The organism is Curtobacterium sp. MCJR17_020 (genome assembly GCF_003234365.2).
Taxonomy (GTDB): Bacteria; Actinomycetota; Actinomycetes; order Actinomycetales; family Microbacteriaceae; genus Curtobacterium.
The window spans coordinates 228405-254351 of the sequence record NZ_CP126260.1 but is presented as its reverse complement, the minus strand read 5'-3'; the positions used below and the strand labels follow the sequence as shown (position 1 = coordinate 254351).

Annotated in this window: 26 protein-coding genes; 18 read left to right on the top strand and 8 right to left on the bottom strand. The window is 71.5% G+C overall.

The features are described from left to right. Window positions 1-31: 31 nt before the first annotated feature. Window positions 32-991: an ABC transporter permease gene (locus tag DEJ14_RS01235; RefSeq protein ID WP_111085913.1), complete on the bottom strand. Its 960-nt coding sequence runs from the start codon at window positions 989-991 to the stop codon at window positions 32-34. A 93-nt stretch (window positions 992-1084) separates the two neighbouring features. Beyond that, on the bottom strand, window positions 1085-2881 hold the full coding sequence (locus DEJ14_RS01230; protein WP_111085914.1) for a peptide ABC transporter substrate-binding protein: 1797 nt from the start codon (window positions 2879-2881) through the stop codon (window positions 1085-1087). 216 nt (window positions 2882-3097) lie between these two features. Here DEJ14_RS01230 and DEJ14_RS01225 point away from each other — a divergent pair, with 216 nt between their 5' ends. Genes DEJ14_RS01225 through DEJ14_RS01215 form a run of 3 tightly spaced genes read left to right on the top strand, consistent with a single transcriptional unit; the run spans window position 3098 to window position 6568 of the window. Further along, a complete protein-coding gene (locus tag DEJ14_RS01225; RefSeq protein ID WP_111085915.1) occupies window positions 3098-4282 on the top strand; it encodes an ROK family protein in 1185 nt (394 codons plus the stop codon). Further along, window positions 4275-5831: a M81 family metallopeptidase gene (locus tag DEJ14_RS01220; protein ID WP_258373309.1), complete on the top strand. Its 1557-nt coding sequence runs from the start codon at window positions 4275-4277 to the stop codon at window positions 5829-5831. Before DEJ14_RS01225 ends, DEJ14_RS01220 begins: the two co-directional genes overlap by 8 nt. Beyond that, entirely contained in the window at window positions 5828-6568 is a 741-nt protein-coding gene (locus tag DEJ14_RS01215) for a copper homeostasis protein CutC (RefSeq protein WP_111085916.1), read from the top strand. The genes DEJ14_RS01220 and DEJ14_RS01215 overlap by 4 nt, the downstream gene beginning before the upstream one ends. 13 nt (window positions 6569-6581) lie before the next feature. On the opposite strand, the gene DEJ14_RS01210 is transcribed toward DEJ14_RS01215, so the two are convergent. Continuing rightward, a complete protein-coding gene (locus tag DEJ14_RS01210) occupies window positions 6582-7769 on the bottom strand; it encodes a Fic family protein (RefSeq protein ID WP_111085917.1) in 1188 nt (395 codons plus the stop codon). Window positions 7770-7992: 223 nt separating this feature from the next. Here DEJ14_RS01210 and DEJ14_RS01205 point away from each other — a divergent pair, with 223 nt between their 5' ends. The 3 genes from DEJ14_RS01205 to DEJ14_RS01195 are packed head-to-tail and all read left to right on the top strand — an operon-like array spanning window position 7993 to window position 11328. Continuing rightward, window positions 7993-9012, top strand: a complete 1020-nt coding sequence (locus DEJ14_RS01205; protein ID WP_111086452.1) for a Gfo/Idh/MocA family protein — start codon at window positions 7993-7995, stop codon at window positions 9010-9012. Further along, window positions 9009-10079 (top strand): Gfo/Idh/MocA family protein, encoded by a 1071-nt coding sequence (locus DEJ14_RS01200; protein WP_111086453.1) that lies wholly within the window; start codon window positions 9009-9011, stop codon window positions 10077-10079. Before DEJ14_RS01205 ends, DEJ14_RS01200 begins: the two co-directional genes overlap by 4 nt. Before the next feature lie 7 nt (window positions 10080-10086). Then, a complete protein-coding gene (locus DEJ14_RS01195; protein WP_111086454.1) occupies window positions 10087-11328 on the top strand; it encodes an MFS transporter in 1242 nt (413 codons plus the stop codon). 15 nt (window positions 11329-11343) lie between these two features. On the opposite strand, the gene aztA is transcribed toward DEJ14_RS01195, so the two are convergent. Next, on the bottom strand, window positions 11344-11976 hold the full coding sequence (aztA, locus tag DEJ14_RS01190; protein ID WP_258373350.1) for a zinc ABC transporter ATP-binding protein AztA: 633 nt from the start codon (window positions 11974-11976) through the stop codon (window positions 11344-11346). Between the two features lie 50 nt (window positions 11977-12026). On the opposite strand from aztA, the gene aztB reads away from it, so the two are divergent. Genes aztB through DEJ14_RS01170 form a run of 4 tightly spaced genes read left to right on the top strand, consistent with a single transcriptional unit; the run spans window position 12027 to window position 16280 of the window. Continuing rightward, a complete protein-coding gene (aztB, locus tag DEJ14_RS01185; RefSeq protein ID WP_258373351.1) occupies window positions 12027-12929 on the top strand; it encodes a zinc ABC transporter permease AztB in 903 nt (300 codons plus the stop codon). Continuing rightward, window positions 12926-14149 carry an ABC transporter gene (locus tag DEJ14_RS01180; protein ID WP_111086455.1) on the top strand — a complete coding sequence of 408 codons (1224 nt, stop codon included), beginning with the start codon at window positions 12926-12928 and terminating at the stop codon, window positions 14147-14149. The genes aztB and DEJ14_RS01180 overlap by 4 nt, the downstream gene beginning before the upstream one ends. Next, a complete protein-coding gene (locus tag DEJ14_RS01175; RefSeq protein WP_111086456.1) occupies window positions 14146-15075 on the top strand; it encodes a metal ABC transporter substrate-binding protein in 930 nt (309 codons plus the stop codon). The genes DEJ14_RS01180 and DEJ14_RS01175 overlap by 4 nt, the downstream gene beginning before the upstream one ends. Window positions 15076-15101: 26 nt before the next feature. Continuing rightward, complete coding sequence (locus DEJ14_RS01170; protein WP_111086494.1) at window positions 15102-16280, top strand: hypothetical protein; 1179 nt, start codon at window positions 15102-15104, stop codon at window positions 16278-16280. Between the two features lie 79 nt (window positions 16281-16359). Here DEJ14_RS01170 and DEJ14_RS01165 read toward each other — a convergent pair whose 3' ends face one another. Continuing rightward, window positions 16360-16716 (bottom strand): VOC family protein, encoded by a 357-nt coding sequence (locus DEJ14_RS01165; RefSeq protein ID WP_111086457.1) that lies wholly within the window; start codon window positions 16714-16716, stop codon window positions 16360-16362. 177 nt (window positions 16717-16893) lie between these two features. Here DEJ14_RS01165 and DEJ14_RS01160 point away from each other — a divergent pair, with 177 nt between their 5' ends. From DEJ14_RS01160 to msrA, 3 genes are all read left to right on the top strand, one after another. After that, window positions 16894-17352, top strand: coding sequence for a DUF4383 domain-containing protein (locus tag DEJ14_RS01160; RefSeq protein ID WP_111086495.1), 459 nt, complete (start codon window positions 16894-16896; stop codon window positions 17350-17352). 141 nt (window positions 17353-17493) lie between these two features. Beyond that, window positions 17494-18315 carry an aldo/keto reductase gene (locus DEJ14_RS01155; protein WP_111086458.1) on the top strand — a complete coding sequence of 274 codons (822 nt, stop codon included), beginning with the start codon at window positions 17494-17496 and terminating at the stop codon, window positions 18313-18315. A gap of 101 nt (window positions 18316-18416) precedes the next feature. Continuing rightward, the gene (msrA, locus tag DEJ14_RS01150) at window positions 18417-18938 is read left to right on the top strand and encodes a peptide-methionine (S)-S-oxide reductase MsrA (RefSeq protein ID WP_111086459.1); all 522 of its coding nucleotides are present in this window, start codon (window positions 18417-18419) and stop codon (window positions 18936-18938) included. 211 nt (window positions 18939-19149) lie between these two features. On the opposite strand, the gene DEJ14_RS01145 is transcribed toward msrA, so the two are convergent. Further along, the gene (locus tag DEJ14_RS01145) at window positions 19150-20151 is read right to left on the bottom strand and encodes an aldo/keto reductase (RefSeq protein ID WP_111086460.1); all 1002 of its coding nucleotides are present in this window, start codon (window positions 20149-20151) and stop codon (window positions 19150-19152) included. 124 nt (window positions 20152-20275) lie between these two features. On the opposite strand from DEJ14_RS01145, the gene ppk2 reads away from it, so the two are divergent. From ppk2 to DEJ14_RS01130, 3 genes are all read left to right on the top strand, one after another. Continuing rightward, the gene (gene ppk2, locus DEJ14_RS01140; RefSeq protein ID WP_111086461.1) at window positions 20276-21223 is read left to right on the top strand and encodes a polyphosphate kinase 2; all 948 of its coding nucleotides are present in this window, start codon (window positions 20276-20278) and stop codon (window positions 21221-21223) included. Between the two features lie 86 nt (window positions 21224-21309). Next, window positions 21310-21858 (top strand): hypothetical protein, encoded by a 549-nt coding sequence (locus tag DEJ14_RS01135; RefSeq protein ID WP_111086462.1) that lies wholly within the window; start codon window positions 21310-21312, stop codon window positions 21856-21858. After that, window positions 21855-22370, top strand: coding sequence for a DUF6611 family protein (locus tag DEJ14_RS01130; RefSeq protein ID WP_111086463.1), 516 nt, complete (start codon window positions 21855-21857; stop codon window positions 22368-22370). Before DEJ14_RS01135 ends, DEJ14_RS01130 begins: the two co-directional genes overlap by 4 nt. 42 nt (window positions 22371-22412) lie before the next feature. Here DEJ14_RS01130 and DEJ14_RS01125 read toward each other — a convergent pair whose 3' ends face one another. Further along, a complete protein-coding gene (locus DEJ14_RS01125) occupies window positions 22413-23222 on the bottom strand; it encodes an N-acyl homoserine lactonase family protein (protein WP_111086464.1) in 810 nt (269 codons plus the stop codon). 77 nt (window positions 23223-23299) lie between these two features. Here DEJ14_RS01125 and DEJ14_RS01120 point away from each other — a divergent pair, with 77 nt between their 5' ends. Then, window positions 23300-23950 (top strand): cyclase family protein, encoded by a 651-nt coding sequence (locus tag DEJ14_RS01120; protein ID WP_111086496.1) that lies wholly within the window; start codon window positions 23300-23302, stop codon window positions 23948-23950. Continuing rightward, window positions 23947-24633 carry an alpha/beta fold hydrolase gene (locus DEJ14_RS01115; RefSeq protein ID WP_111086465.1) on the top strand — a complete coding sequence of 229 codons (687 nt, stop codon included), beginning with the start codon at window positions 23947-23949 and terminating at the stop codon, window positions 24631-24633. The genes DEJ14_RS01120 and DEJ14_RS01115 overlap by 4 nt, the downstream gene beginning before the upstream one ends. Before the next feature lie 30 nt (window positions 24634-24663). Here DEJ14_RS01115 and DEJ14_RS01110 read toward each other — a convergent pair whose 3' ends face one another. Beyond that, window positions 24664-25941, bottom strand: a complete 1278-nt coding sequence (locus DEJ14_RS01110) for a metal-dependent hydrolase family protein (RefSeq protein ID WP_111086466.1) — start codon at window positions 25939-25941, stop codon at window positions 24664-24666. Window positions 25942-25947: the final 6 nt, after the last annotated feature.

The following is a 25947-nucleotide window of genomic DNA, read 5'->3' as shown; positions in this document are numbered from 1 at the left end:
GTGGACGCAGTGTCGATGACTGTCACGGCGCTCATGCGCGGCTCGCCTTCACTCGCGGGTCGATGAGGGACTGCGCGACGTCGGCGAGCAGGGTGCCGATGACGGTCGCGATGGAGATGACGAGGACGCAGCCGAGCAGCGTCGGGTAGTCCGACGACTGCGCCGCGTTCCAGAACAGGAGCCCCATGCCGGGGTAGTTGAACAGCTGCTCCGTGACCAGGGCACCGCCGAACAGCACGGGCAGGTAGTAGCCGAGCATCGCGACGACGGGCGTCAGCGAGTTCCGGAACACGTGCCGGCGCAGGATCGTCATCGTCGAGGCGCCACCGGCGCGGGCGGTGCGGACGTAGTCCTCCTGCAGGTTCTCGAGGGTCGAGGCCCGCATGTACCGGCTGAACACGGCGATCATCGCGAGCGCTCCGGTGACGACGGGCAGGACGAGCCCGGCGGGGTCCTGGAACACCTCGGCGAGCGTGGTGCCGCTCGGCGCCTGCGACGGCAGCCACGGCAGCTGCTGGCTGAACACGATGATCAGGATGAGGCCGAGGAAGAAGGCCGGCGTCGAGTAGAAGACGAAGGCCAGCGCGGTGGCGGCGTAGTCGACCGCGCCGTTGCGGCGGGCGGCCTGGAGCATGCCGACCGGGATCGCGATGACGAGGCCGAGGACGGCGGAGATGCCGGTGAGGACGAGGGTCTTCGGTAGGCGCTCGGCGATGAGCTGCGACACCGGTTCGTTGAGCGTGTACGAGGTGCCGAGGTCACCGGTGAGCAGGCGGCCGAGGAACCGCAGGTACTGTACCGGCAGGGCCTGGTCGAGTCCCTGCGCCTGGTTGAACGCGGTGATCTGCGCGGGCGTCGCGGAGACGCCGAGGACACCGCGGGCGGGTCCGCCGGGCAGCGCGTACAGCAGGCAGAACACCACGATCGTGACGATGAGGATCACCGCGAGCGCCTGCAGGACGCGCCTGGTGAGGTAGAGGACTGTGGTCATGCGGCTTCCGTCGTCTGGGTTGTTGCGTCGGAGCGGACGGGAGGCGCGGTGCGCGTCGAGCGCACACCGCGCCTTCCGTCCGTGGTCACGTTCCTACTTGGTCCACTTCCACTGGGCCGGGTGGAAGTTGGCGAGCGAGTCCTGGTCGAACCCGGACAGGCCCTTCTTGACGACCGAGATCTGGTAGTCGGGGCTCGGCAGCCAGATCACCGGCAGGTCCTTCGCGACCGCGGCGCTGTAGTCCTGCACGGCGGTGGCGTCGGTCGAGGTGGTGGTCGCGTCGATGAGGTCGTCGACCTGCTTGTTCGAGTAGCTGCCGAAGTTCGCCGAACCACCGGTCTGGAAGAGCGACTCACCGGTCGGGTAGGCCGGGAAGTACCAGCTTCCCGCGGTGCCGAAGAACGACAGGTCCCAGTCACAGCTGGCCTCGTCGCTCGTGCAGGTCGGGGTCTGCGAGAGCACGCTCGACACCGGCGCGGTCTTGATGGTGAAGCCGATGCCGGTCTTCGCGAGCGAGGACTGGATCGCGCTCATCATGTTGTCGGTCACGGTCGAACCGGACTGCGACAGCACACCCATGGTGAACTTCGTGCCGTCCTTCACACCCTCGCCGCACTGGCTGTCGGACGTTCCGGGGTCGGTGCAGACCATCGTGCCGCCCTGCTCCTCCCATCCGTGGCTGGTCAGCAGGTCCTTGGCCTTCGACGTGCTGAACGGGTAGGGGTTGTCCTTCTGCACGTCGGAGACGTAGTCGGACTCCTGCGCCTGCGGGATCGGGCCGTAGGTCGAGGTGGCGGTGCCGTTGAAGACGACCTTCGACAGGGACTTCTGGTCGATCGACATCTGCACGGCCTGGCGGGCGTACAGCTGCTTGAAGACGGCGCCCATGTCCGGGTTGTTGAAGTTGTACGGCATGTAGGTGATGGCCCAGCCGGTCCACGGCTCGACCTCGTAGCCCTTCGCCGTGAACGAGGACTCCTGGTCCATGTCCGTGGCGTTGATGTAGCCGTAGTCGACCTCGCCGGAACGGACCGCGTTCACCTCGGCGTCGGCCGTCGTGAACGGCAGCAGGTTGACGGTCGTGATCGAGGGCTTCTCGCCGCCGTCGTACTTCGTGTTCGCGGAGAGGGTGACCTTGCCGGCCGTGGTGAACGCCTTCACGCCGTAGGGACCGGAGATGGTCTTCCACAGGTCGTCGGTGGCGTAGTCGGAGATCTTGCCGGCCGCGGTGTTCAGGTACTTCCAGACCTGCTTCGCGCCGGCGGTGGTCTCGTCGGCGTCGGTGACCTTCGCGCTCGCGCTCGTCTTGTCCCAGGCGTGCTGCGGCAGCGGGATGATGTGGCTCAGCTGGTTGGCGAGCATCCAGTCCGAGTTGTACGCCTTGTCGAACGTGATCGTGAAGTGGGTGTCGTCGACGGTCTTGAAGGCGGTCCAGTTGTCCGGCGCCTTGCCCTTCGAGTACGAGCCCCACTGGTCCTTGTTCGCCTTGATCAGGTTGAACCAGAACTCGACGTCGCGGCTGGTGATCGCCTCGCCGTCGGACCAGTGCCGGTCACCGAGGGTGATCTCGACGCTCTTGCCGTCGTCCGCGAACTCCGCGTCCGTGGCGACGGACCCGTCCTTGTTCCACGCGATCTTGCCGGTGGAGCCGTCGTACGCGACGAGCGGCTCGTACAGCGACTGCGCGATGGAGCCGTTGTTCGTGTTGAGGTGCGCGGCGGTGCCGATCGGCAGGATCCAGTTGGGCGTGAAGTTCGCAGGGAGGGCGTAGTCGATCTCGTCCGGGTTCGCGTTCGAGGTGGCGGAACCGCCCCCGGAACATCCGGCGAGCAGGGCGCTCACGGCGATCGCTGCTCCGGTGAGGAGCGCCCAACGGCGGGGCTTGGTCATGTGTGTCTCCTGGTGCGTGGGAGTTCTGGGGAGGTGGAGCACGCGTGCCGAGCGGCACGGACACAGTCAATGGCCAAAGCCGTTGGAAAAACAAACATCTTCGTGTAAAAACTGCGTTTCTGCCGTTTGGACGAAAGGGTGAACGGGCCGTTCCGCCGGTTAGGCTCCGGGTGTTCGGTCGGTTCGACCGTCGTTTCCCCCGGATTGGAGAAAGTCGTGACGGACCTCTCTGCTCGCGTCCTCGAACTCGTCGCGTCGGGTCAGGCCGCGAGTCGCACCGAGATCGCCACGCTGCTCGGCGCCGCTCCGTCGACGGTGTCGCACGTCGTCACCCAGCTGCTGTCGCACGGGCTGCTCGCCGAAGAAGGCACCGACGTCTCGACCGGCGGACGCCCCCGCAAGGTGCTCCGCATCGGCGGCGTCGACGAGTACGCGGTCGCCGCGGACGTCGGCGGCGGGCACGCGCGGGTCGGGATCGTGCTGCCGGGAGGCGCGCTCGAGTCGGTCGCGAACGTCCCGTTCGCACTCTCCGACGGTCCGACCGCCGGCCTGCAGCGACTGGCCGGCCTGCTCGAGCGGCTCGCCGACGACCGTGGCCGCGCCGGTCTGCGCGGGGTCGGGCTCAGCCTGCCCGGTCCCGTCGACGTCGAGGCCGGTGTCGTCGACCTGCCGAGCCGGATGCCGGGCTGGAACGGGTTCCCGGTGGCCGCCTGGCTGTCCGACCGCTTCGGCCTGCCGGCGATCGTCGACAACGACGCGAACTGCATGGCCGCCGGCGAGCAGAGCGTGCAGCCTCCAGGACGCCGGCAGACCATCACGATCAAGGCCGGATCGGCGATCGGCGCGGGCATCGTCATCGACGGCCGCCTGTACCGCGGGTCCACGGGTTCGGCCGGGGACATCACCCACGTGCGGATCGACGCCGCCGGCGACACCCCGTGCTCGTGCGGGAACACCGGGTGCCTCGAGACCGTCGCGTCCGGAGCTGCCCTGGTGCGGATCCTGTCGGGCGCCGGGGTCGACGTCTCCTCGACCGCCGACGTCGTCCGACTCGCCTCGGACGCCCATCCCGAGGCCACCCGTGCCGTGCGCCTGGCCGGTCGGTACCTCGGTGAGGTGCTCGCGGCCAACGTGAACTTCTTCAACCCGGACGCCGTCTACCTGGGCGGCATCCTCTCCACCCTCGACCCGTTCATCGCTGCGGTACGCAGTCAGCTCTACGAGAGCTGCCACCCGCTCATGACGCAGCACCTGGCCATCGAGCCGGTGTCGCTCGGTGCCGACGCCGGGCTCGTCGGTGCCGGGCAGTTCGCCCTGCAGCGAGGCCTCGCCGCGTCGCTCGAGGAACTGTCCACCCCCATCCCGCAGTCCACCACCAGGAACAGGAGCGTCCGTGTCTGAGACCGTGTCCGCCACCCCCGCCGTCCCCGCCGGTGCCCGTCGTCCGGTCGTCGCCATCGCCGGACTGGCCATCGAGACGTCGACCTTCACCCCCACCCGCACCCACGCGCCGGCGTTCCACCCGGACCGTGGCGACGAGGTCGTGGCGCGGTACCCGTTCCTGTCCGCGATGTCGGAGGCGGCGGACTTCCGCGGGGCGCTCATCGGGCACGCACTACCCGGCGGCATCGTGGACCGGGCGTCGTACGAGGAGCTCGCGGCCGAGATCGTCACGCGACTGCGCGCGATCGTCGACGCCGAGCACGTGGACGGCCTCTGGTACGACATCCACGGCGCGATGGTCGTCGAGGGCCTCGACGACGCCGAGGCGGACCTGCTCGGCCGGATCCGTGCGGTGATCGGCCCGGACGTCGTCGTGTCGGCGTCGATGGACCTGCACGGCAACGTCACGCGCGAGCTCGCCCACCAGGTCGACCTCGTCACCTGCTACCGGATGGCCCCGCACGAGGACGCCATGGAGACCAAGGAACGTGCCGTCCGGAACCTGGTCGACGTGCTCACCACGCGTCCCGCCGGAGACCAGCGCCCGGTGAAGGCCTGGATCCCGATCCCCGTCCTGCTGCCCGGCGAGCAGACCTCGACCCGCCTCGAACCCGCCGCCTCGCTGTACGCCCAGGTGCCGCTCGTCGAGCAGACCGACGGCGTGCTCGACGCGGCGATCTGGGTCGGCTACGCCTGGGCGGACCAGCCCCGCGACCAGGCCGTCACCGTCGTCACCGGGTGGGACGAGGCCGCCGTCGCCGCCGGGGCCGAGCGCCTCGCCCGTGCCTTCTGGGACGTCCGCGAGGACTTCGTCTTCGTCGCACCCACCGGCACGTTCGACGAGTGCCTCGCCGCCGCGCTCGCACCCGGTGCCGCACACCCGTACTTCGTGTCCGACTCCGGCGACAACCCCACCGCGGGCGGCTCCGGCGACATGACCTGGGGACTGACGCAGGTGCTCGCGAACCCGGCGTTCGCGAGTGCCGACGGCCCCACCCTGGTCTACGCGAGCGTCCCCGGACCCGCCGCGGTCGCCACGGCCGTCGCGGCGGGGGTCGGCGCGACGGTCACCGTGACCGCGGGAGCCGAGGTCGACGACGTCCACGCCGGACCGATCACCATGACCGGCCGGGTCCACGCGATCAAGCACGGCGACCGCGACGCCGAGACCGAGGTCGTGCTGCAGGTCGGCAGCGTCTTCGCGATCCTGACGAAGCTGCGCAAGCCGTACCACCACGAGCACGACTTCACCGACCTCGACCTGGCACCACGGCAGGCCGACGTCGTCGTGGTGAAGATCGGGTACCTCGAGCCGGAGCTGTTCGACATGGCCGCCGACTGGATGCTCGCGCTCACCCCGGGTGGTGTCGACCAGGACCTGCTGCGCCTCGGGCACCACAGGATCGAACGGCCGATGTTCCCCTACGATCGAGTGTTCCCCGAGGCCCCGGACCTGACCGCCAGGATCATCCCGGCCTCGGACCAGCCACTCGGAGCCTCTGCATGACCCCTTCGCCCGTTGCACTCGAGATCGCGGTCACCTCGCCGCAGGGTGCGGTCGTCGCACGGGACGGCGGGGCCGACCGGGTCGAGCTCTGCGTCGGGCTCGAGCTCGGCGGGCTGACCCCGTCGCAGGCCCTGGTCGAGACGACCCACGAGACCGGGATCCCGGCGCACGCGCTGGTCCGGTGTCGCCCCGGCGGGTTCGTGCACACCCCCGACGAGGTCGAGCTCATGGTGCGCGAGGTCCGGACGGTCCTGCGATCCGGTGCCGCCGGCGTCGTCGTCGGTGCGCTGCGCCCGGACCGGACCCTCGACGAGGACGCCCTGCGCCGCTTCGTCGACGCCGCCCGCTCGGTCAGCACGACCGCCGAGATCACCCTGCACCGGGCGATCGACCACGCGGTGGACCCGGTCGCCGCAGCAGCCACGCTCGCGGGCCTCGGGTTCACGCGGGTCCTGACCTCGGGCGCCGCGCCCACGGCCGGTGCGGGCGCGACGACGATCGCGCGCATGGTCGACGCCGCCGGACCCGTCCAGGTGATGGCCGGTGCCGGTGTGACCCCGGCCGACGTGCCGGCCCTGGTCGCGACGGGCGCAGCTGCCGTGCACCTGTCCGCCAAGCGCCCAGCAGCGGGCAGCGCCCACGCCGGGGTCCCGATGGGCGGCGCCGACGACGGTTCCGCGCACTTCGTGACCGATGCCGAGGTCGTGGCCGCCGCGCGACGCGCCCTCGACGCCTGACACCGAGCCCGCATCAGCCGCGACGCCCGGCCCGCCTGGCGAAGGCGTCGAGCGCTGCCAGGACCTCGTCGTTGCGGTACAGGACCCCGTGCTGGTACTCGTTCTTCGACACCAGGATCCCTGCTCCGACGAGTTTCTGGAGGTGCGGGTACGCGTTCCGCGGTTCGATCCCCATCTGGGAAGCGAGCACCGTCGCGTTCAGCACCGGCTGCCGCGCGACGACGTCGAGTGCGGCCCAGACGCCCGAATCGCTCCGAGCATCGACGCGGTCGCGCCAGCCCTGACGGATCCGCTGGATGTCGTCGACCAGTTCCGTGGCGTTGCCGATGGCGGTGAACGACGCTTCCGCCACCCGTCGGATGATCGGCTCGACGGCACCGCGGCGGTACGCCGTCAGCGCCTCGACGTAGCCGTCCGTGTCGGTCAGGAGACCTGCCGAGACGGGAACCGTCACGTTCCGGGTCAGCTCGTTCGAGCGCAGCATCGCCTGCAGCAGGGCACGCCCCGTGCGACCGTTCCCGTCGGTGAACGGGTGGACCGTCTCGAACTGAGCATGCGCCACCGCGACCTGCGCCAACCGCGGCAGGTCGAGGCGCCGCGCGAACGCCATCACGTCGTCGATCAGCGCCGGGACACGCTGCCAGGCCGGAGCGACGTAGTCGGCACCGACCGGGGAGCGTCCGTCCGTGCCGATCCAGACGGGCTCCTGCCGGAACGCTCCGGCGTCGTGGTGGGGATCGCCGTCCATCAGCACCGCGTGCATCGCGAGCACGGTGTCCGCGGTCAACTCATCGGACAACTCGATCGCGGTGCGCATGGCTCGGGTGTTGGAGACGATCGCCGTGGCGTTGCGTTTGCCCGGAGCACCGATCTCGGCAGCGAAGACCTGTCGGGCGCTGGCCGTCAGGTGCTCGATCTGCGAGGACGCCGCGGCTTCGGACCGCAGCAGGAGGGACGAGAACGGTGCCACCTCGCCACCGAGTTCGCCGTCGAAGCGCACGAGCGCCGTCGAAGCCTCGTCGACCAGCGTCGCCACCTCGTCGCTCAGCCGGAGGGCGGCCGTGGAGATGTGCGGCGGCACGGCGGCGAGGTACTGTTCGCGCACCGTGCTGCGTCGAGCGGCACGAGGACCGTAGTCGGCATCACGCCGCTCCCAGTCGAGTTGCTCGTACTCCAGCGCGGGCCAGGTGCTCGTGGACACTCCTGCCTCCAGACCTCAGAACAACTGCGCCAGATTTTCTGACTTGTGCCACTATCTCAGAAAATCTGGCCATCGGGTTCTGACCTCGACTCGACCATGAAGTGGAAGGCCGACCGAGGGGGCCTGGCGTGGCTCCGCCTGAGCACTGCCCTCCGACCGGAGGCTCGGTAGCATGGCGTCGTCCCCGTCACCGTCGACCGGCCCACCCCGCGAAGGAGCCCCGATGCCCCCGACCCCTCCCCGGATCGGCCTCGTCGGCGCCGGTGGCATCGCCCACGCGCACATGCCCGGCCTGCTCCGGCTCGGCCCGGTCGTCGTGTACGCGCAGGCCGGCGCACCGGAGCTCGCGGCGGCGTTCGCCCCGGCCGCAGCCGCCGCGGGTTCCTCGATCACCGTCGTCGACTCGCTCGACGACCTGTTCGCCGCCGTCGACGTCGTGGACGTGGTGACGCCGACCTTCGCCCACGCCGAGGTCGTGCGCGCCGCACTCGCCGCCGGCAAGGACGTCGTGTCGGAGAAGCCGCTCGCCCGGACCGACGCCGACGCTGCGGACCTGGTGGCCCGCGCGCAGGACGCCGGCCGACAGCTCTTCCCGGCCCACGTGGTGCGCTTCTTCCCCGCGTACGTGCGCCTGCACGACGCCGTCACCACGGGCCTCCTGGGCGACCTGGCGGTCCTGCGGTTCGTGCGCTCCGGGGCGTTCCCGATCCGCACCGCGTGGTTCGCCGACCGGGCGCTGTCCGGCGGCATCGTGATGGACCAGATGATCCACGACCTCGACATCGCGCGCTGGGTCGCCGGACCCGTCACCACGGTGTCGGCGGTCGGCGTCCGTGCCGGCACCGAGGCCGAGCCGGTGGAGGCGGCACACGTCCTGCTCACGCACGAGTCCGGGGCGATCAGTCACGTCGCCGGGATCTGGGGACCGCAGCACCTCGCGTTCTCGACCGAGTACTCGGTGACGGGTACGCGCGGCAGCCTGGCGCACCGGTCGCTCGACGAACAGGACTACGTCGCCGACCTCGCGGTGCCCGACGCCGCGGACGGTTTCCTGCCCGAGGTCGACCCCGCCGACGACCCGTACGGACTCGAGCTCGCCGAGTTCCTCGGGGCGTTCGCCGGCGGTGCCGCTCCACGGGTGACGGCGGCGGACGGCGCCGAGGCGGTCCGGATCGCGAACGCGGCACTCGAGTCGATGGACACCGGGCAGCCGGTGTCCCTGACGACGGGGGCTCGCGCATGACCGCTCTGAAGATCGCCGTGATGTCGTTCGCCCACACCCACGCGATCGGCTACATCGCCGCCCTCGCCGCGATGCCCGGGGTCGAGGTCCGCGGTGCCGACCCGGACGGCGTCAGCACGGGCGAGGCGGTCATCGAGCTGCGCGGCCGCGACCTGGCCGACGAGCTCGGAGTCGCCTACGCGGAGACGTACGACGAGCTGCTCGCCTGGGGCCCGGACGCCGTCGTCGTCACGAGCGAGAACGCCCGGCACCGCGAACTCGTCGAGGCCGCGGCCGCCGCCGGTGCGCACGTCCTGTGCGAGAAGCCGCTCGCGACCACGTGGGCGGACGGCCTCGCGATCCGCGACGCCGTCGACGCGGCGGGCGTCATGCTGATGGTGGCGTTCCCGGTGCGGTTCACCTCGGCGTTCGACAAGCTCCGCGCCGCACACGACTCCGGAGCGCTCGGGCAGCTGTTCTCGGTCCGCGGCGCGAACAACGGCATGCTCCCCCTGACCCGGTCGTGGTTCACCGAGCCCGAGCTGTCCGGCGGCGGCGCGATCGTCGACCACGTCGTGCACATCGCGGACCTGCTCGAGGGCCTGATGGGGTCGGCACCCGTCACCGTGACCGCGGTGGCGAACCGCACGCTGCACGCGGCCCGGGCACAGGCGGAGACCGCCGGACTCGTCACGATCACGTACGCGAACGGCGTCGTCGCTGCGATCGACTGCTCGTGGAGCAAGCCGGACACCTCGGCGGTGTGGGGTGGGCTGACGCTCGACGTCGCCGGGACGGGCGGCACGGTGTCGCTCGACTTCTTCGGGGCGGCTGCGCGCGGGATCGTCGCGGAGACCGGGCTGCCGATCGAGTCCCGCTACGGTGCCGACCCCGACGCCGTGATGCTCCGGACGTTCGTCGACGCCGTCCGGTCGGGCGTGCAGCCGCAGCCGGACGTGCACGTCGGGCTGCGGACCCTGTCGATCGTGCTCGCCGCGCAGGAGTCGGTGGCGTCGGGCCGCACCGTGCCGGTAGCCGGCGAGCAACGACACGACACGCGGGAATGGCCCGCGACCGGCGCTGCTTGACGAACCCATGACCTCGTCAGCAGAGCGCCGCGGGTGGCTCGGTGTCACGTCCGTCGCACTCGGATCCTTCGTCCTCGTGCTCTCCGAGTTCCTGCCGATCGGACTCCTGCCCGCCATCGCCGCCGACCTTGACGTCGGGATCGGCACGGCCGGGCTCATGGTCGTCGCCACCGGGCTCGTCGGTGCCGTCGCGGCGCCGGTCGTCACGGTCCTGACCTCGCGCGTGGACCGCCGCGTCGTGCTCGTGTCACTGACCGTGCTGCTCGTGGTGGCGGACGGGCTCGCGGCGATCGCGCCCTCGTTCGGTGTGCTGCTCGTGGCGCGCATGCTCCTGGGCGTCGGCATCGGCGGGTTCTGGGCGATCGGCGCCGGCATCGCCGGTCGACTGGTCCGGCCGGCCGCCACGATCCGGGCGACCTCGCTCATCACCGCCGGCGTCTCGGTCGCGACGGTCGTGAGCCTGCCGCTCGGCGCCCTCGTCTCGTCGCTCGCCACCTGGCGGCTCGCGTTCGTCATCGGCGGCGTGCTCGGTCTGGTCGCGCTCGTCCTGCAGCTCGCGATGCTGCCGCGCATCCCCGCGCAGCAGCAGGTCCGGTTCGCGACGCTCGGCTCACTGCTCCGCGTCCCCCGCGCCCGTGTCGGCCTGATCGCCGCCGCGTTCCTCTTCGCCGCCCAGTTCGCCGCGTACACGTACATCGCCCCGTACCTGCAGGACCTGGTCGGGGTCGGCCCGGACACCGTCACGCTTGCGCTGCTGGTGTTCGGCGTCGCGGGGATCGTCGGGAACTTCGCCGCCGGCTTCACCCTGGGGCGGAGCGTGCTCGGGACGATCAGCGTGTCGAAGGTCGCCCTCGCGGTCGCCGTGGTCCTGCTCCCCCTGCTCGCGCACTCCGTCGTCGGGGTGTTCGTGCTGCTCGTGGTGTGGGGGCTGGTCTGGGGTGCGTTGCCGCTCGGCATGCAGACGTGGATGTCCACGGCGTCGCCCGCCGGGTCCGAGACCGGGCTCGCGCTGTTCGTCACGACCATCCAGCTCGCGATCGCCGCGGGGTCGGTGCTCGGCGGCGCAGCGGTGTCGTCGTTCGGGCTCGCCGCGGACTTCTGGTTGTCCGGAGGGGTCGCCGTCGTGGGAGCGATCGTGCTCGTCTCCCTCGGGCTGCGCCGCTCGAGCGCAGCGCCGGTCGCCGACGAGGCTCCGGCACCGGCGCCGGTGACGACCTCGACGGGCTCCGTCGCCGTCGCCTGCCCCTGAACGGCACCCGCGCCGTCAGGGCGCGGGCAGGGTGACAACGGCGTCGGCTGCAGCGATCGCCACCGGGTCGTGTGCGGCGTGCACGACGACGACGCCGTCGGCAGCCTCGGCGGCGAGCGCCGCCACCACGAGCGCCGCGGATGCCGCGTCGACGCCGGCCGTCGGCTCGTCGACGAGCAGCACCCGCGCCCGCTGCGCCAGCCCGAGTGCCACGAGCGTGCGCTGCCGCTGCCCACCGGACAACGCGTCGAGCGGGCGATCGGCCAGGTCCGCGATCGCCATCCGCTCGAGCTGCGCGTCGACGACGGCGCGGTCGTCACGTCCGAGCGGACGCCACCAGGCCCGGTGACGCCACCGGCCCATCGCGACGGCCGCGCGGACCGTGAGCGGGAGCGTGGTCGGCGGGACGGACTGGCTCACGTGGGCGACGCCGTCGGACGGGAGGCCCGTGATGCGCCCGGCGGTCGGCCGCAGCACGCCCGCCACCACGTCGAGCAGCGTCGACTTGCCGGACCCGTTGGGTCCGGTCAGCGCGGTGACCCGGCCGGCCGGGAAGGCCGCGTCGAGGCCGTCGAGGACGGTCCGCTCCCCGCGCAGGGCGGTCACCTGCTCGAGGCGGACGGAGGGCATCGGATCGGTCGCGGGCACCTGAGCACGCTATCAGTATCGATACTCGTTTTCATGTAGCGTCTCGGATCGTGAGCTGGCTGACCGATCCCTTCACCGTCGACTTCATGGTGCGTGCCCTGACCGGCGGCTCCCTGGCCGCGGTGCTGTGCGCCGTCGTCGGGACGTGGGTGCTCGTGCGCGGGATGGCGTTCCTGGGCGAGGCGCTGTCGCACGGCATGCTGCCCGGCGTCGCGATCGCAGCCCTCACCGGAGTCCCCGCGGTGCTCGGTGCCGCCGTGAGTGCCGGGGTGATGGTGTTCGGCGTCGGGGCGCTGCGACGACGCGGTGGCTTGTCGTACGACACCTCGATCGGGTTGCTCTTCGTGGGCATGCTCGCGCTCGGGGTCATCATCGTGTCGGCATCGCGGTCCTTCGCCACCGACGTCACCGCGATCCTGTTCGGCGACGTGCTCGCCGTCACCCGCGCCGACCTCGGCGGACTGGCGATCGCGGTCGCCGTCGCACTGGTCGTCGCCGCCGTGTTCCACCGGCCGTTCACCGCGCTGGCGTTCGACGTCCGCAAGGCCGCGACGCTCGGCCTGCACCCACGGCTCGCAGAGGTGGTCCTCATCGGCCTGGTCACGCTCGCCGTCGTGGCGTCCTACCGCGCGGTGGGGACCCTGCTGGTCGTCGGACTGCTGCTCGCGCCCGCCGCAGCGGCCCGCGCCTGGACGAAGCACGTGGCCTCGACGATGCTCCTCGGCGCGGTGCTCGGTGTCGTCGCCGTGCTGGTCGGGCTGCTCGTCTCCTGGCACGCCGGCACCGCCGCCGGCGCCAGCATCGCGGCCGTCGCCGTCGCCGGAGTCGCCCTGTCCCGCGCCACCGCCGCCGTCGTCCGCGGGGTCGCGCGCACCACCGCACGGACCGACGCACAACCCGTCGACCGCCCGGTCGACCACCCCGTCCGAGCACCAGCACGAGAGGCACCATGAACCACGACCCGACCACCGACCGCGCACGCAGACGGCTCCGACGACGCCTGGGCGCCCTGGGCCTGACCACCGGCCTCGCCCTGACCGCCACGGCGTGCTCCACCACCTCGGCGCCGCAGGCCGACGGCCCCAGCGCGACCACGGCTCCACACGGGTACGTGGCGGGCGCGACCGAGTCCCAGGAACCCCAGCTGGGCCTCCTGGCCGTCGCTGCGACCGGCGAGACGGCGCTGCACGACCTGCTCACCGGCGAGACGACCGACCTGGACCGCGTCGACGCGGCCGAGCACGCCGCGACCGACGGCCGGTTCCTCGTGACGAGCGACGGCGAGCGCACCACGGTCGTCGACGGCGGCTCCTGGACCGTCGACCACGGCGACCACACGCACTACTACGCCGCCGAGCCGCGCGTCGTCGGGACGCTCGAGGGCGGCGGCCCGGTCCAGGTGCACTCCTCGGAGACGATGACCACGATCGCCTGGCCGGAACGCGGCGAAGCAGTGGTGCTCGACCGCGCGGCACTCGGGCGGGGTGAGCTCGACGAGACCGCACGACTGGACGCAAGCGTGCTGCTGCCGCTCGGCGAGCACCTGGTGGCCACCGAGGGCGACACCGTCCGCGTCCTCGACACCGACGGAGAGCCGACCGGGTCGACCGGGTCGACCGGGTCGACCAGCGCCGGACAGGCCTGCACCGACCCCGCTGGTGGGATCGTCACCCGCGCCGGCGCCGTGGTGGGCTGCGCCGACGGAGCCGTCGTCGTCGACGAAGCCGGCGGGAACTCGTTCGTCGCGCTGCCGGACGACGCCGAGCGACCGACCGACTTCGCCGCGCGGGCCGGCCGCCCCACGGTCGCCGGAGTCGCGGGTGACACCGGGTTCTGGCTGCTCGACGTGCGGGAACGCGCGTGGCAGCACGTCGCGACCGAACGGCCGCTGCGTGCGGTGGTCGCCGTCGACGACCAGGACGAGCACGTGGTCGCGGTCGACGACGCGGGTCGGGTGGTCGTGGTGACCGCCTCGACCGGGAAGGTCGCGACGACTGATCCCCTGGTCGACGGCGACCGTGCGCCGCTGCTGCAGCTCGACGCGCAGCGCGCCTACGTGGCCGACCCGTCCGGGGACGTCGTCCACGAGATCGACTTCGCGGACGGCGCCCGGGTGGCCCGCACCATCGAGCTGCCGTTCGCGCCCGTCGCGTTCGCCGAGGTGGGACTGTGAGCGGAACCACGCCTGTCCGGCGCACCGCACGGGCGGTGGCAGTGGCCCTCGTCGCCACAGCCGTCGCCGTCACGACGGCCGCCTGCACCACGACCGGATCGGACCGTCCACTCGTCGCCGTGACGACGAACATCCTCGGCGACGTCGTGACCGAGGTCGTCGGCGACGACGTCGACGTCATGGTCCTGATGCCCCCTGGCGGCGACCCGCACTCGTTCGAGGTGTCCGCACAGCAGGCGGCGCGACTCCGGAGCGCAGACCTCGTGGTCGAGAACGGCCTCGGGCTCGAGGAAGGCGTGGCCCACCACGTCCGCGCCGCGGCCGACGACGGCGTGGCCGTCTTCACCGCCGGTGACGCGATCGACGCCCTGGAGTGGACCACCGACGACGACAGCGGCCCCGATCCGCACTTCTGGACGGACCCCGCACGGATGGTCGACGTGGTCGAGGCCCTCGACGACGAGCTGGACGCCGTCGGCATCGACGCTCCCGGCACCGAGGCATTCACCGACCGGCTCGATGCCCTCGACGACGACATGACCGCCGCGTTCGACACCATCCCCGCCGATCGCAAGGCCCTGGTGACGAACCACCACGTGTTCGGGTACCTCGCCGACCGCTACGGGTTCCGGGTGGTGGGTGCCGTGATCCCGAGCGGCACGACCCTGGCGTCCCCGAGCGCCGCCGACCTGCGTGACCTGGCGGACGCGATCGAGCAGGCGGGCGTCCCGACGATCTTCGCCGATGCCTCGCAACCCGCACGCCTGGCCGAGGTCCTGGCGGACGAGGTCGACGTGCAGGTGTCGATCCGCTCGCTGGCGACCGAGTCCCTGACCGAGGACGGCGCCGCGTCGACCTACCTCGGGATGATGCGCTCGAACACCGACTCGATCGTCGACGGCCTGACGGCTCCGATTTCTAGATGAGAATGAGAATCAGTACAGTTATGCCCATGACCAGAACCAAGACCCTCCGCGCCGCGGCGATGCCGGCCGCACTGCTCGGCACCGTTGCCCTGGCCCTGACCGGGTGCGCCACGAACGCCGCCGACGCCGAGAGCACCTCGGCACCGAAGGCCGACAGCACCCGCATCACGCTGACCTACGACGGCGGCCTGCTCGTGCTCGACCAGGACCTGCAGGTCGTGGCCGACGACGCCGTCGACGGCTTCACCCGGGTGAACCCCGCCGGCGACGGCCGCCACGTGCTCGTCACAGTGCCCGAGGGCTTCCGGGTGCTCGACACCGAAGCGGACCCGGCCCTCACCGACGCGGTCTTCCCGGCCGACACCGGTGGGCACGCCGTCGTGCACGGCGACCGCACCGCCCTGTTCGCCGACGGCACCGGCGACGTGACGACCTTCGACAACACCGAGCTCGACGGCGCCGAGCTGCCCGAGGTCGAGTCGACGGAGTCCGAGGCCGCCCACCACGGCGTCGCGATCGAGCTCGAGGACGGCACGCTCCTGACGACCATCGGCACCGAGGAGAGCCGCAGTGGCGTCCGAGCCCTGGACGCCGACGGCGAGGAGATCACCCGGTCCGAGCAGTGCCCGGACGTGCACGGCGAAGGTGCCGTCACGGGTGAGGTCGCGGTGTTCGGCTGCACCGACGGCGCCCTCGTCTACGCCGACGGCGCGTTCGAGAAGCTCGACGCCCCCACCGAGTACGGCCGCACCGGCAACCTGTTCACCACGGACACGTCATCGGTCGCGGTCGGTGACTACAACGACGACCCGGACAGCGAGGGCTACCTGCTCGACCAGATCGCCCTGATCGACGCGGCTTCGGGGAAGTACACCGTCGCGGACATGCCCGACGGCGTCGGCTTCACATTCCGCGACCTCGCACGCGGCCCCGGCGACGAAGCGGTGGTCCTCGGTGACGACGGCGCCCTGCACACCTTCGACGAGACCAGCGGGGAGCAGCTCGACTCGTTCCCCGTGATCGACGCGTGGGAGGGCCCGGCAGAGTGGCAGGACGCCCACCCCGCCGTGAAGGTCGCCGACGACATCGCCTACGTCACCGACCCCGCCGAGCGGAAGGTCCACGCCGTCGACCTGACCACCGGCAAGATCGTCGCCTCCAGCGACGCACTGCCGGGCGTGCCCAACGAGATCGCGGTCGCGTAGCGCTCTCGACGGAACCAGACGGCGGACGGGAGGCCCGTGGCGACACCGCCACGGGCCTCCCGTCCGTCCTGGGGTCGCGTCAGCCCTGCGGCGGCGCGTAGAACTGCAGGTCGTTGCCCTCGCTGTCCTTGAACGGGACGATCTTGCCCCACGAGTGCTCGCTGATCTCGCCCTGCACGTCCGCACCACGCTCGCGGATGCTGGCCAACTCGTCCTCGATCGACCCGTCCGGCTGGAACGTGATGACCGCTCCCCCGCCGCTCGACGGACTCGCCGACTCACGGCCGTTCAGGCCGATCATCAAGCCGTTCGCGTCGATCTCGCTCCAGTCGTCGGACTCGTCCGTGACCGTCAGTCCGAGAGTGTCGCGGTAGAACGCGATCGCCCGCTGCATGTCGGTGACCGGGACCCATACCGCTGCGACTCCGCTTGCCATGGTGCTGCCTTCCGTCGGTGTTGCCGTACGGCGGAGCGTAGGCAGCGGGGCATGCGGGCCGGTTCAGCGGACACCCGCATGTTCGGAAATCGGATGCCCCCTGCAATCCGACTGCGCATCGGCCCCGAACACCCTGTGCGCAACATCCGTGGCGCGCTCGACAAGAGAGGTCTCACCATGACCAGCAACGCAGCAACCGCTCGCAACCGCACCGGCTCGACGTGGACCCAGAAGGGTGCGCTCCTCTTCGGTGTCGTCTTCCTGATCGTCGGCATCGCCGGCTTCATCCCCGGGCTCACGATGGACATGGGCTCGATGTCGATGGCCGGTCACGGCTCCATGGCCCTGCTCCTGGGCCTGTTCCAGGTGTCGGTCCTGCACAACATCGTGCACCTGCTCTTCGGCATCGTCGGACTCATCGCAGCCCGTTCGGCGTCGGGCGCTCGCCTGTACCTGATCGTCGGCGGCATCGTCTACGCGGTCCTGTTCGTCTACGGTCTGTTCACGGCTGGCATGGCGGACCCCGCGAACTTCGTCCCCCTGAACAGCGCGGACAACGTGCTGCACGCGTTCCTCGCCGTCGCGATGATCGTCCTCGGCTTCGTGCTGCCGCGCATCGGCGCGCGCACGCGCTGACAGTCGACCGTCGCCTGACGCGTTCGCGCCCCCAGGCGGGCATCGCGCCCACGTGAGTCGGGGCGCGATGCCCGTGCAGGGGCGCGGTGCGCGGTGGCGGCGCTCCACACGTCCACCAACCCGCGGCGTACTGTCCGTCGCATGCCCGCTCTCACCGACACGTTCATCCTGTCCAACGGCCTGCACATCCCGAAGATCGGCTTCGGCACCTGGCAGATCCCGTCCGGCGACGACGCCTACGACGCCACGAAGACCGCCCTGGACGCCGGCTACCGTCACATCGACACCGCCCTGGCCTACGGCAACGAGGCGAGCGTCGGCGAGGCCGTCCGTGACAGCGGCATCCCCCGCGACGAACTCTTCATCACCACGAAGCTGCCGGCCGAGGTCAAGACCGCGTCCGGCGCCCGCGACGCCTTCGAGGAGTCCAGCCGCAACCTCGACCTCGGACACGTCGACCTGTACCTGATCCACGCGCCGTGGCCCTGGAGCGACATGGGCTCGGACCACCGCGACGGCAACGTCGAGGTCTGGAAGGTCTTCGAGGAGCTCTACGACGCCGGCCGCACCAAGAGCATCGGTGTCTCGAACTTCGCCGTCGCCGACCTCGAGGACCTGCTCGGCCGCACCGACGTCGTCCCGCACGCCAACCAGATCCGCTGGTTCATCGGCAACACCCAGGACGAGACGACCGCGTTCGACCGCGAGCACGACATCCTGACCGAGGGCTACTCCCCGCTCGCCACCGGCGGACTGCTCGAGAACGAGCAGATCGCCGAGATCGCGGCGAAGTACGACAAGACCGTCGCCCAGGTCGCGATCCGCTTCCTGCTCGAGAAGGACGTCCTGCCGCTCCCGAAGTCCACCACCCCGTCGCGCATCGCCGCGAACGCCGACGTCGACTTCGTGCTGTCGGCCGACGACGTGGCCGCGCTCGACGCGCTCGAGGACACCACGAACTGACGCGACCCGACATCCGCCCGACGACGGGAACACCGCAGCCCGGTTGCCGGTTGCACCACACGGTGCCGCAGCCAGCGGCACGACGACCTCAGGAGGCCACCATGACCACCACCGAAACCGCCATCCTCGCCGGCGGCTGCTTCTGGGGAGCGCAGCAGCTCCTCCGCCGCCGTCCCGGCATCATCAGCACCCGCGTCGGCTACTCGGGCGGAGACACCCCGAACGCGACGTACCGCAACCACGGTGACCACGCCGAGGCGGTCGAGATCGTCTTCGACCCGTCGGTGATCTCGTACCGCGACCTGCTCGAGTTCTTCTTCCAGATCCACGACCCGTCGACGAAGGACCGCCAGGGCAACGACGTCGGCCGTGCGTACCGTTCGGCGATCTTCTTCACCTCGCCCGAGCAGGAGCAGGTCGCGCGCGACACGATCGCCGACGTCGACGCCTCGGGCATCTGGCCCGGCAAGGTCGTCACCGAGGTCGAGCCCGCAGGCGACTTCTGGCAGGCCGAAGAGGAACACCAGGACTACCTCGAGAAGTACCCCGCCGGGTACACCTGCCACTTCGTGCGCCCGGGTTGGAAGCTCCCGCACCGCGACGAGGCGACCGCGGCGGTCTAGGGGCAACCCACCGAGAGACGGGAGGCGCGGTGCCAGCTGGCACCGTCCCTCCCGTCACGGCCGTCGCCCCGCTGGCGCGGTGCGCCGGTACCGGCGGGTGGGGCCCACCTCCCGTCACGGCCGTCGCCCCGCTGGCGCGGTGCGCCGGTACCGGCGGGTGGGGTCCACCTCCCGTCCGTCCAGGGGTCACGCCCACTGCATCCGGCGTGCGTCAGCCGCGCGGCACCAACGCGTCGATCGCCGCGAGCTCCTCGTCGGTGAGCGGGGCACCCGCGAGGGAGTCGAGCGTGCCGTCCAGCTGACGAACGCTCGATGCCCCGACCAGCGCCGACGTGACGGCGGGCTGCCGGAGCACCCACGTGATCGCGAGCTGCGCGAGCGTCTGCCCGCGCGCCACCGCGATGTCGTTGAGCGCCCGCGCCGTGGTCAGGTACTCGTCGTCGATGCGGTCCGCACCGAACCAGCGGCCCTCGGCCGCACGCGACCCGACCGGAACCGAACCGTCCAGGTAGCGGTCCGTCAACAGCCCACCGGCCAACGGCGAGAACACGATCGCACCGGTTCCGAGACGCGTGAGCTCGTCGAAGAGCCCGTCCTCGGGGACCCGGTCGAACATGTTGTAGCGCGGCTGGTGGATGAGCAGGTGCATGTTCTCGGCGGCGAGCGCCTCGGCTGCCGCGGCAGTCTGCGCCGGGTCGTAGTTCGAGATGCCCGCGTAGAGCGCCTTGCCCGAACGGACCGCGGTCACGAGGGCGCTGACCGTCTCCTCGATGGGGGTCTCGGGGTCCGGACGGTGCGAGTAGAAGACGTCGACGTAGTCCAGCCCGAGGCGCCCGAGCGACTGGTCGAGCGACGCGAGCATGTACTTGCGGGAACCCCGGTCGCCGTACGGGCCCGGCCACATGTCGTAGCCGGCCTTCGTCGACACCACGATCTCGTCACGGTACGGACGCAGGTCCGACTCGAGGATGCGGCCGAACTGCTCCTCGGCGGACCCGGCAGGCGGACCGTAGTTGTTCGCCAGGTCGAAGTGGGTGATCCCGCGGTCGAAGGCGTGCAGCACGATGTCGCGCTGCGTGGCGAGTGCGCGGTCGGCGCCGAAGTTGTTCCACAGGCCGAGGGAGATGCGCGGCAGCATGAGGCCGCTCCTCCCCACGCGCTGGTACGGGAGCTGCTCGTAGCGGTCGGCGGCAGGCAGGTGGACGTCAGGCATCGTTGCTCGATCCGGGTCGGGGACAGGCCATCGAGAACGCTACCGCGTCGGATCACGCAGCCGCTTGGTCACCTGAGGGACACGTCCGGTTGGGCAGTTGTCGGGTCACACAGGACAGGATGGGATGGGACCAGCCGACCGATCGGCGGGCAGAGGAGACACCGTGGACACAGCGCCGTACTCGCAACCACTCCGGGAGTACATCGAGCAGCTCCGGACCGAGGGCTACAGCGTCGCGGACGGACACACCGCCGACCCGGACCTCATCGACCCGCACGGCAACCCCGTCCTGACGTGGCGCGACGACTACCCGTACGACGAGCGACTGCCGCGCGAGGAGTACGAGTACGCGAAGTACCAGCTGCAGATCGAGCTCCTGAAGTGCCAGTACTGGCTCGAGGACACCGGTCAGAAGGTCGTCGTGCTGTTCGAGGGGCGTGACGCCGCGGGCAAGGGCGGCACCATCAAGCGGTTCACCGAACACCTCAACCCCCGGACCTCGCGCGTGGTGGCGCTCAGCAAGCCGAGCGAGCGGGAACGTGGTGAGTGGTACTTCCAGCGCTACGTGCAGCACCTGCCGTCTGCCGGCGAGATGGTCCTGTTCGACCGCTCCTGGTACAACCGCGCCGGCGTCGAGCGGGTGATGGGGTTCTGCGACGACGACCAGTACGAGTCGTTCATGACCCAGGTGCCGCAGTTCGAGCGGATGCTCGTCGACTCCGGCATCCACCTGACGAAGTTCTGGTTCTCGGTCACGCGCCGCGAGCAGCGCACCCGCTTCGCGATGCGGCAGCTCGACCCGGTGCGCCGGTGGAAGCTGTCCGACATCGACCTGCTGTCCCTCGACCGCTGGGAGGACTACACCGAGGCGAAGATGGCGATGTTCACCCGGACCGACAAGCGGTACGCACCGTGGACCATCGTGCGGTCGAACGACAAGAAGCGCGCCCGACTCAACGCGATGCGGTACTTCCTGACGCAGTTCGACTACCCGGACAAGGCGGTCGACGTGATCGGCAAGCCGGACCCGCTGATCGTGCGGCGCGGCAAGCGGGACGTCGACATCGAGTGAGCGGACCGTCAGGAGTCGTCACTCGGGCGTAGGGGTTCCGTCAGGGCACCTTCCCCCTTGCCTGTCCGCACGGGAGCGTGTCCGGTGTGACACTGACAGCGATCATGCCGACGCTCCGTGCGTCCCTGCCGGATCCGATGGACCCGGTCCTGTGGCCGGCCCACACCGTGGCGACCACCGACGACCTGGTGGTCGCCGCGATCTCGATGGTCCGGCTCGCCGACCTGACCGGCACCCCGAGCGTGCACACCGCGGAGCAGTCGCCGCCGCGCTACCGCCCGCGCGGCTGGACCCCTCGAGACGTCAGCGTCGCGGTCGCGTCGGTCACCCGGGTCCGACGGCCGCGCACCGGGGTGGTGCTCCTGGAACTGGACGCGGTCCTGCCGACCTGCGCCGTGCTCGACCAGGTGCGCCTGATCGGACGCCGGAGCACCGCTCCCCTCGCCACGATGTACGTCGTCACCCGATGTGACGGTCAGGCCGACGGTCCGTTCCACCGCCTCCCGGCTCCGCTGCCGGCCGATGTCCGCGATGGTGACCTGGTCTGCTTCCCCTGCCTCACGACCGTCCGGCACCGGGACGTCGTCAGCACGGCCGTGCCCGTCCGCGCCGAGCTCCTGCCGGTGGAGCGGTGACCACGGCGACGTCGGTCCGCGACCGCCTGATCGACGGGCCGCACCTGTGGGGCCGGTACACGATCCGGCCGGTGGGACGCACGATGTGGACCTCGCGGACACTCGTCGTGTTCCCACCCGGGACGAACACGAGCGAACGCCTGCTGCTCCGGGCATGGCACGTCTGGCCCGCGGTCGGGGCGTTCACCGCGCTCGTGGTCGTGGTCCTGGCGGTCTCGGTGCCGGCGGCGGGCATGCCCGTCGGACTCGCGCTGTACGCCGCGGGGTTCGTCGTCCTCGGCCGGGCCACTCGGCGGCTCCGTCCGCGGGTGCGATCGGTCACCGTGACCACGTTCCTGGGCAACGGTCGGCCGGAGGTGCACGGCGACGAGCGGCTCCTCGCCGGGTCGCTCGACGCGCTCTCGATCCTGGAGCTGGCCGTGCGGGCGCATCGGCTCGCGCCCGTCGACTTCGAGCTCGTCTGGGCGGATGTGTGGGCCGCACTGCCGGAGCAACCACCGCGGGCAGGGTGACCCATCCCGAGCACGGTGCCCCGCTGGCTCGGACCCGCAGGCTCAGCGCCGCCAGGCCGCCCACTCGGGGTCGTGCCCGGGCCAGACCTCGACGCCGGGCTCGGCGGCCAGGTCCGCCAGCCGGTCGATCGAACGCTGCGCCTCGAGCTCGTCCCCGGCCCTCCCCACCCACCCACACGGAGTCCGCTCGGTGAGGTTCCGCTCGAGGTCGGCGGCGTCGCACGCGAGCACCACGGTCCGATCCGGCAGGTCGACGCGGAACGACTGGTGCCCCGGCGTGTGACCGCGGGTGTCGAGTGCGGTCAGGCCGGATGCCAGTCCCGTGTCCCCGTCGAGCAGGAACACCCGGACGTCGGCGTCGAGCACGTCGTCGACGACGACCGTCTCCCGCCGACCGATGCCGCTCTGCAACCAGTCCCACTCCCGTCGCTGCAGCGCGACCGGGGTGCCCGGTGGGACGAGCCGGAGGCCGCCCGTGTGGTCGAGGTGCACGTGCGAGATCGCGCAGAGCGCCAGGTCGTCCCACGCCAGTCCCGCAGCCGCGACCCCCTCGGCGAGCGCGTCGCCGGGCGGTACGACCGCCGTGTAGCTCTCGTACTCGTAGTGCGCGGGTCGCTCCTCGGGGTCGCGCACGCGGTCGACGTTGAACCCACCGTCGAGGAGCACCCAGCCGTGGTCGAAGACGACGGCCGCGGCGGTGACGGGTTCGAGCAGGAAGCGTGCGGGATCGCCGCCCCGCAGGGAGATCGACTCGGGGATCGGTTCCCACCCGAGTACGAGCGGCACGAGCCCGCGTGGCCGGCCCCCGAGTGCGGCTCCGGTCCACACCGCCCCGTCGAACGTCTTCGCCATGCCCTTGCACCTCCGGCTTGATTGGATACAATTTGTGCCAATCCGAATCCATTGTGCCGGAGTTCCGGGAGGACGCCATGACCGACGCGATCGACATCAACATCCCCATCTCCCCCGAGATGCTGCACTGGGGCCGGCGCCCCACCTTCGAGATGGTCGAGGAGATCGCGGACGGGTACCCGTCGGACGTGTCCCGCTGGCTGATCGGTGCGCACACGGGCACGCACGTCGACGCCCCGTCGCACTTCGTGCCCGGTGCGACGACCGTCGACGAGATCGCGCTCGAGAGCGTGGTCGGCCCGGTCCGCGTCCTCGACCTGCGACACGTCGTCGAGGAGATCACCGCCGACGACCTCGAGGAGGCGGGTGCGGCCGGCGCCGAGCGCGTGCTGTTCCGCACGCGCAACTCGACCGACGCGCTGACCCGGAACGAGCGGTCGGAGACGTGGGTCGGCCTCGGCCCGAGCGGCGCGCAGTGGCTGGTCGACCGCGGGGTCCGGTTCGTCGGCATCGACTACATGACGATGGAGGCCCCGGCACACACCGAGGCGTGGCCGACACACGTCGCCCTGTGCGGCGCCGGCGTCGTGATCCTCGAGAACGCGGACCTGTCCGAGGTCGAGCCCGGCGACTACCTGATGGTCTGCCAGCCGGTGCCGTTCGCGGGGCGCGAGGCCGCTCCCGCTCCGACCGTCCTGCTCCCCCTCGCCGTGGCGACCGACGCATGAGCGTCCACGTGGTCCTGGTCCACGGTGCCGGCGGTTCGCCGTCCACCTGGTCGTCCGTCGCCCCGCTCCTGCGCGACCGCCGCATCCCGTACACGCTCGCCGACAACGCGATGACCTCGCTCCGCGACGACGAGGCCTCGGTCCGCGCCCTGGTCGACGGCATCGACGGCCCGGTCCTGCTCGTCGGCCACTCCTACGGCGGCGCCGTCATCACGAACGCGGGCACGCACGACCGCGTCGTCGGACTGGTCTACGTCGCGGCCTTCGCTCCGGACGCGGGCGAGTCGGTCTCCGGGATCGTCGAGACCCGGGAACCCGCTCTCGTCTCGCAGTACATGCACCGCGGCCCGGCCGGCGAGTGGATCGCACAGGACGACGAGGAGTCGCGGCTGGCGCTCGCCTGGGACGTGCCCGAGGACGTGCTGCTCGCCGCACGTGCCGAGGGGCGGGTCACCGCCGACGCCGCCTTCCAGCAGCCCACGGCAGAGCCCGCCTGGCGGACCCGCCCGAGCTGGTACCTGGTCGCCACGAGCGACCGGCACCTGCTGCCCGCGATCCAGCGCGACTTCGTCGCCCGGATGGGTGCAGTGGTCGACGAGGTCGACACGAGTCACGCCGTCGCGCACGCCGCTCCGGACCGGGTCGTCGCCGTCATCGAGCGCGCGGTGGCCGCGCTGCGCTGACCACCGCCGGCTGCGCGGGTGGCGCCACGGTCAGGAGGCCGTGGTCACCAGTCCGTCCAGGTCCTTGACCACACGACCCGCCTGCAGGACCGCGCGCACGCTGGCAGCGTCGGCCAGCGCGCCGACGTCGGCGAGCGGGTCGACGCCCGAGACGACCAGGTCACCGGCCTTGCCGGGCTCGACGGAGCCGAGCCGGGCCTCCAGACCGAGCAGCCGGGCACCCTGCAGCGTGCCGGCCGTGATCGCGTCGAGCGGCGAGAGCCCGACCTGCACGAGGCGGGCGAGTTCGGCGAGGTTCCGACCGTGCGGGTGCACACCCGCGTCGGTGCCGAGCGCGACGGGCACGCCGGCGGCGACGGCACGTCGCACGCTGTCGAGGCCGCGAGCGTGCAGTGCCGCGCGCTGTGCGAGGCGTTCCGCAGAGGCGGTGGACGGGTCGAGTTCGCGCAGGAGCGTGCTGAGGGTGGGGACGAGCACCGTGCCGCGTTCGACCATGAGCGCGATGGTGTCGTCGTGCAGGTCGTAGCCGTGTTCGATGCTGGCGGCTCCGCCGAGCACGGCGGCACGGACCGCGGCGTCGGTGAGCGCGTGGGCGGTGACCGGGCGGCCGCCGCGTTCGCCGACCAGGTGGACGACGAGCCGTACCTGGTCCTCGGTGATGCCGACGTCGTCCGGGTCGTCGGTCGGCGAACCGACCCCTCCGGACGTGGAGACCTTGATCGCGTCGGCGCCGGTGCGGAGCAGCGAGCGGACCGTCCGGACGACGTCCTCGTCGGTGTCGACGACGCCCGGCGCGGGCATGCCCGGCCGGACGGCCCAGGCCGGCAGCGACCCGTTCGGCCGGACCGGGTCGGCGTGGCCACCGGTCGGCGAGAGCATGGCGATCGCGAGGTGCAGGCGCGGACCGACGACGGTGCCCCGGGCGACGGCGTCGCGGTAGCCGGGGGTCAGCCCGTCCAGGTCCCGCGCGGTCGTGACGCCGGCGTGCAGGGTGCTCCGGAGCACCTCGGCGACCTCGAGCACGTGCTCCTCCGGGAACCGTGCCCGCTGTTCCTCGGGCGTCGTCGGCACCATGCTGAGGTGCACGTGCGCGTCGACGAAGCCGGGCAGCAGCCACCGGCCGGTCAGGTCGACCGTCGGCACGTCCGCAGCCGGGGCGCGCCGTGGACCGACGTAGGTGACGTCGCCGTCACGCAGCTCGACCTCGGCGTCGGCGCGGGGCGGCGCACCCGTGCCGTCGACCAGGGTCGCGCCGACCAGTCGGAGCACGCCGTCGGCGTGCGGGGTCGTCGGGAGTCGTGCCGCCACAGCGGG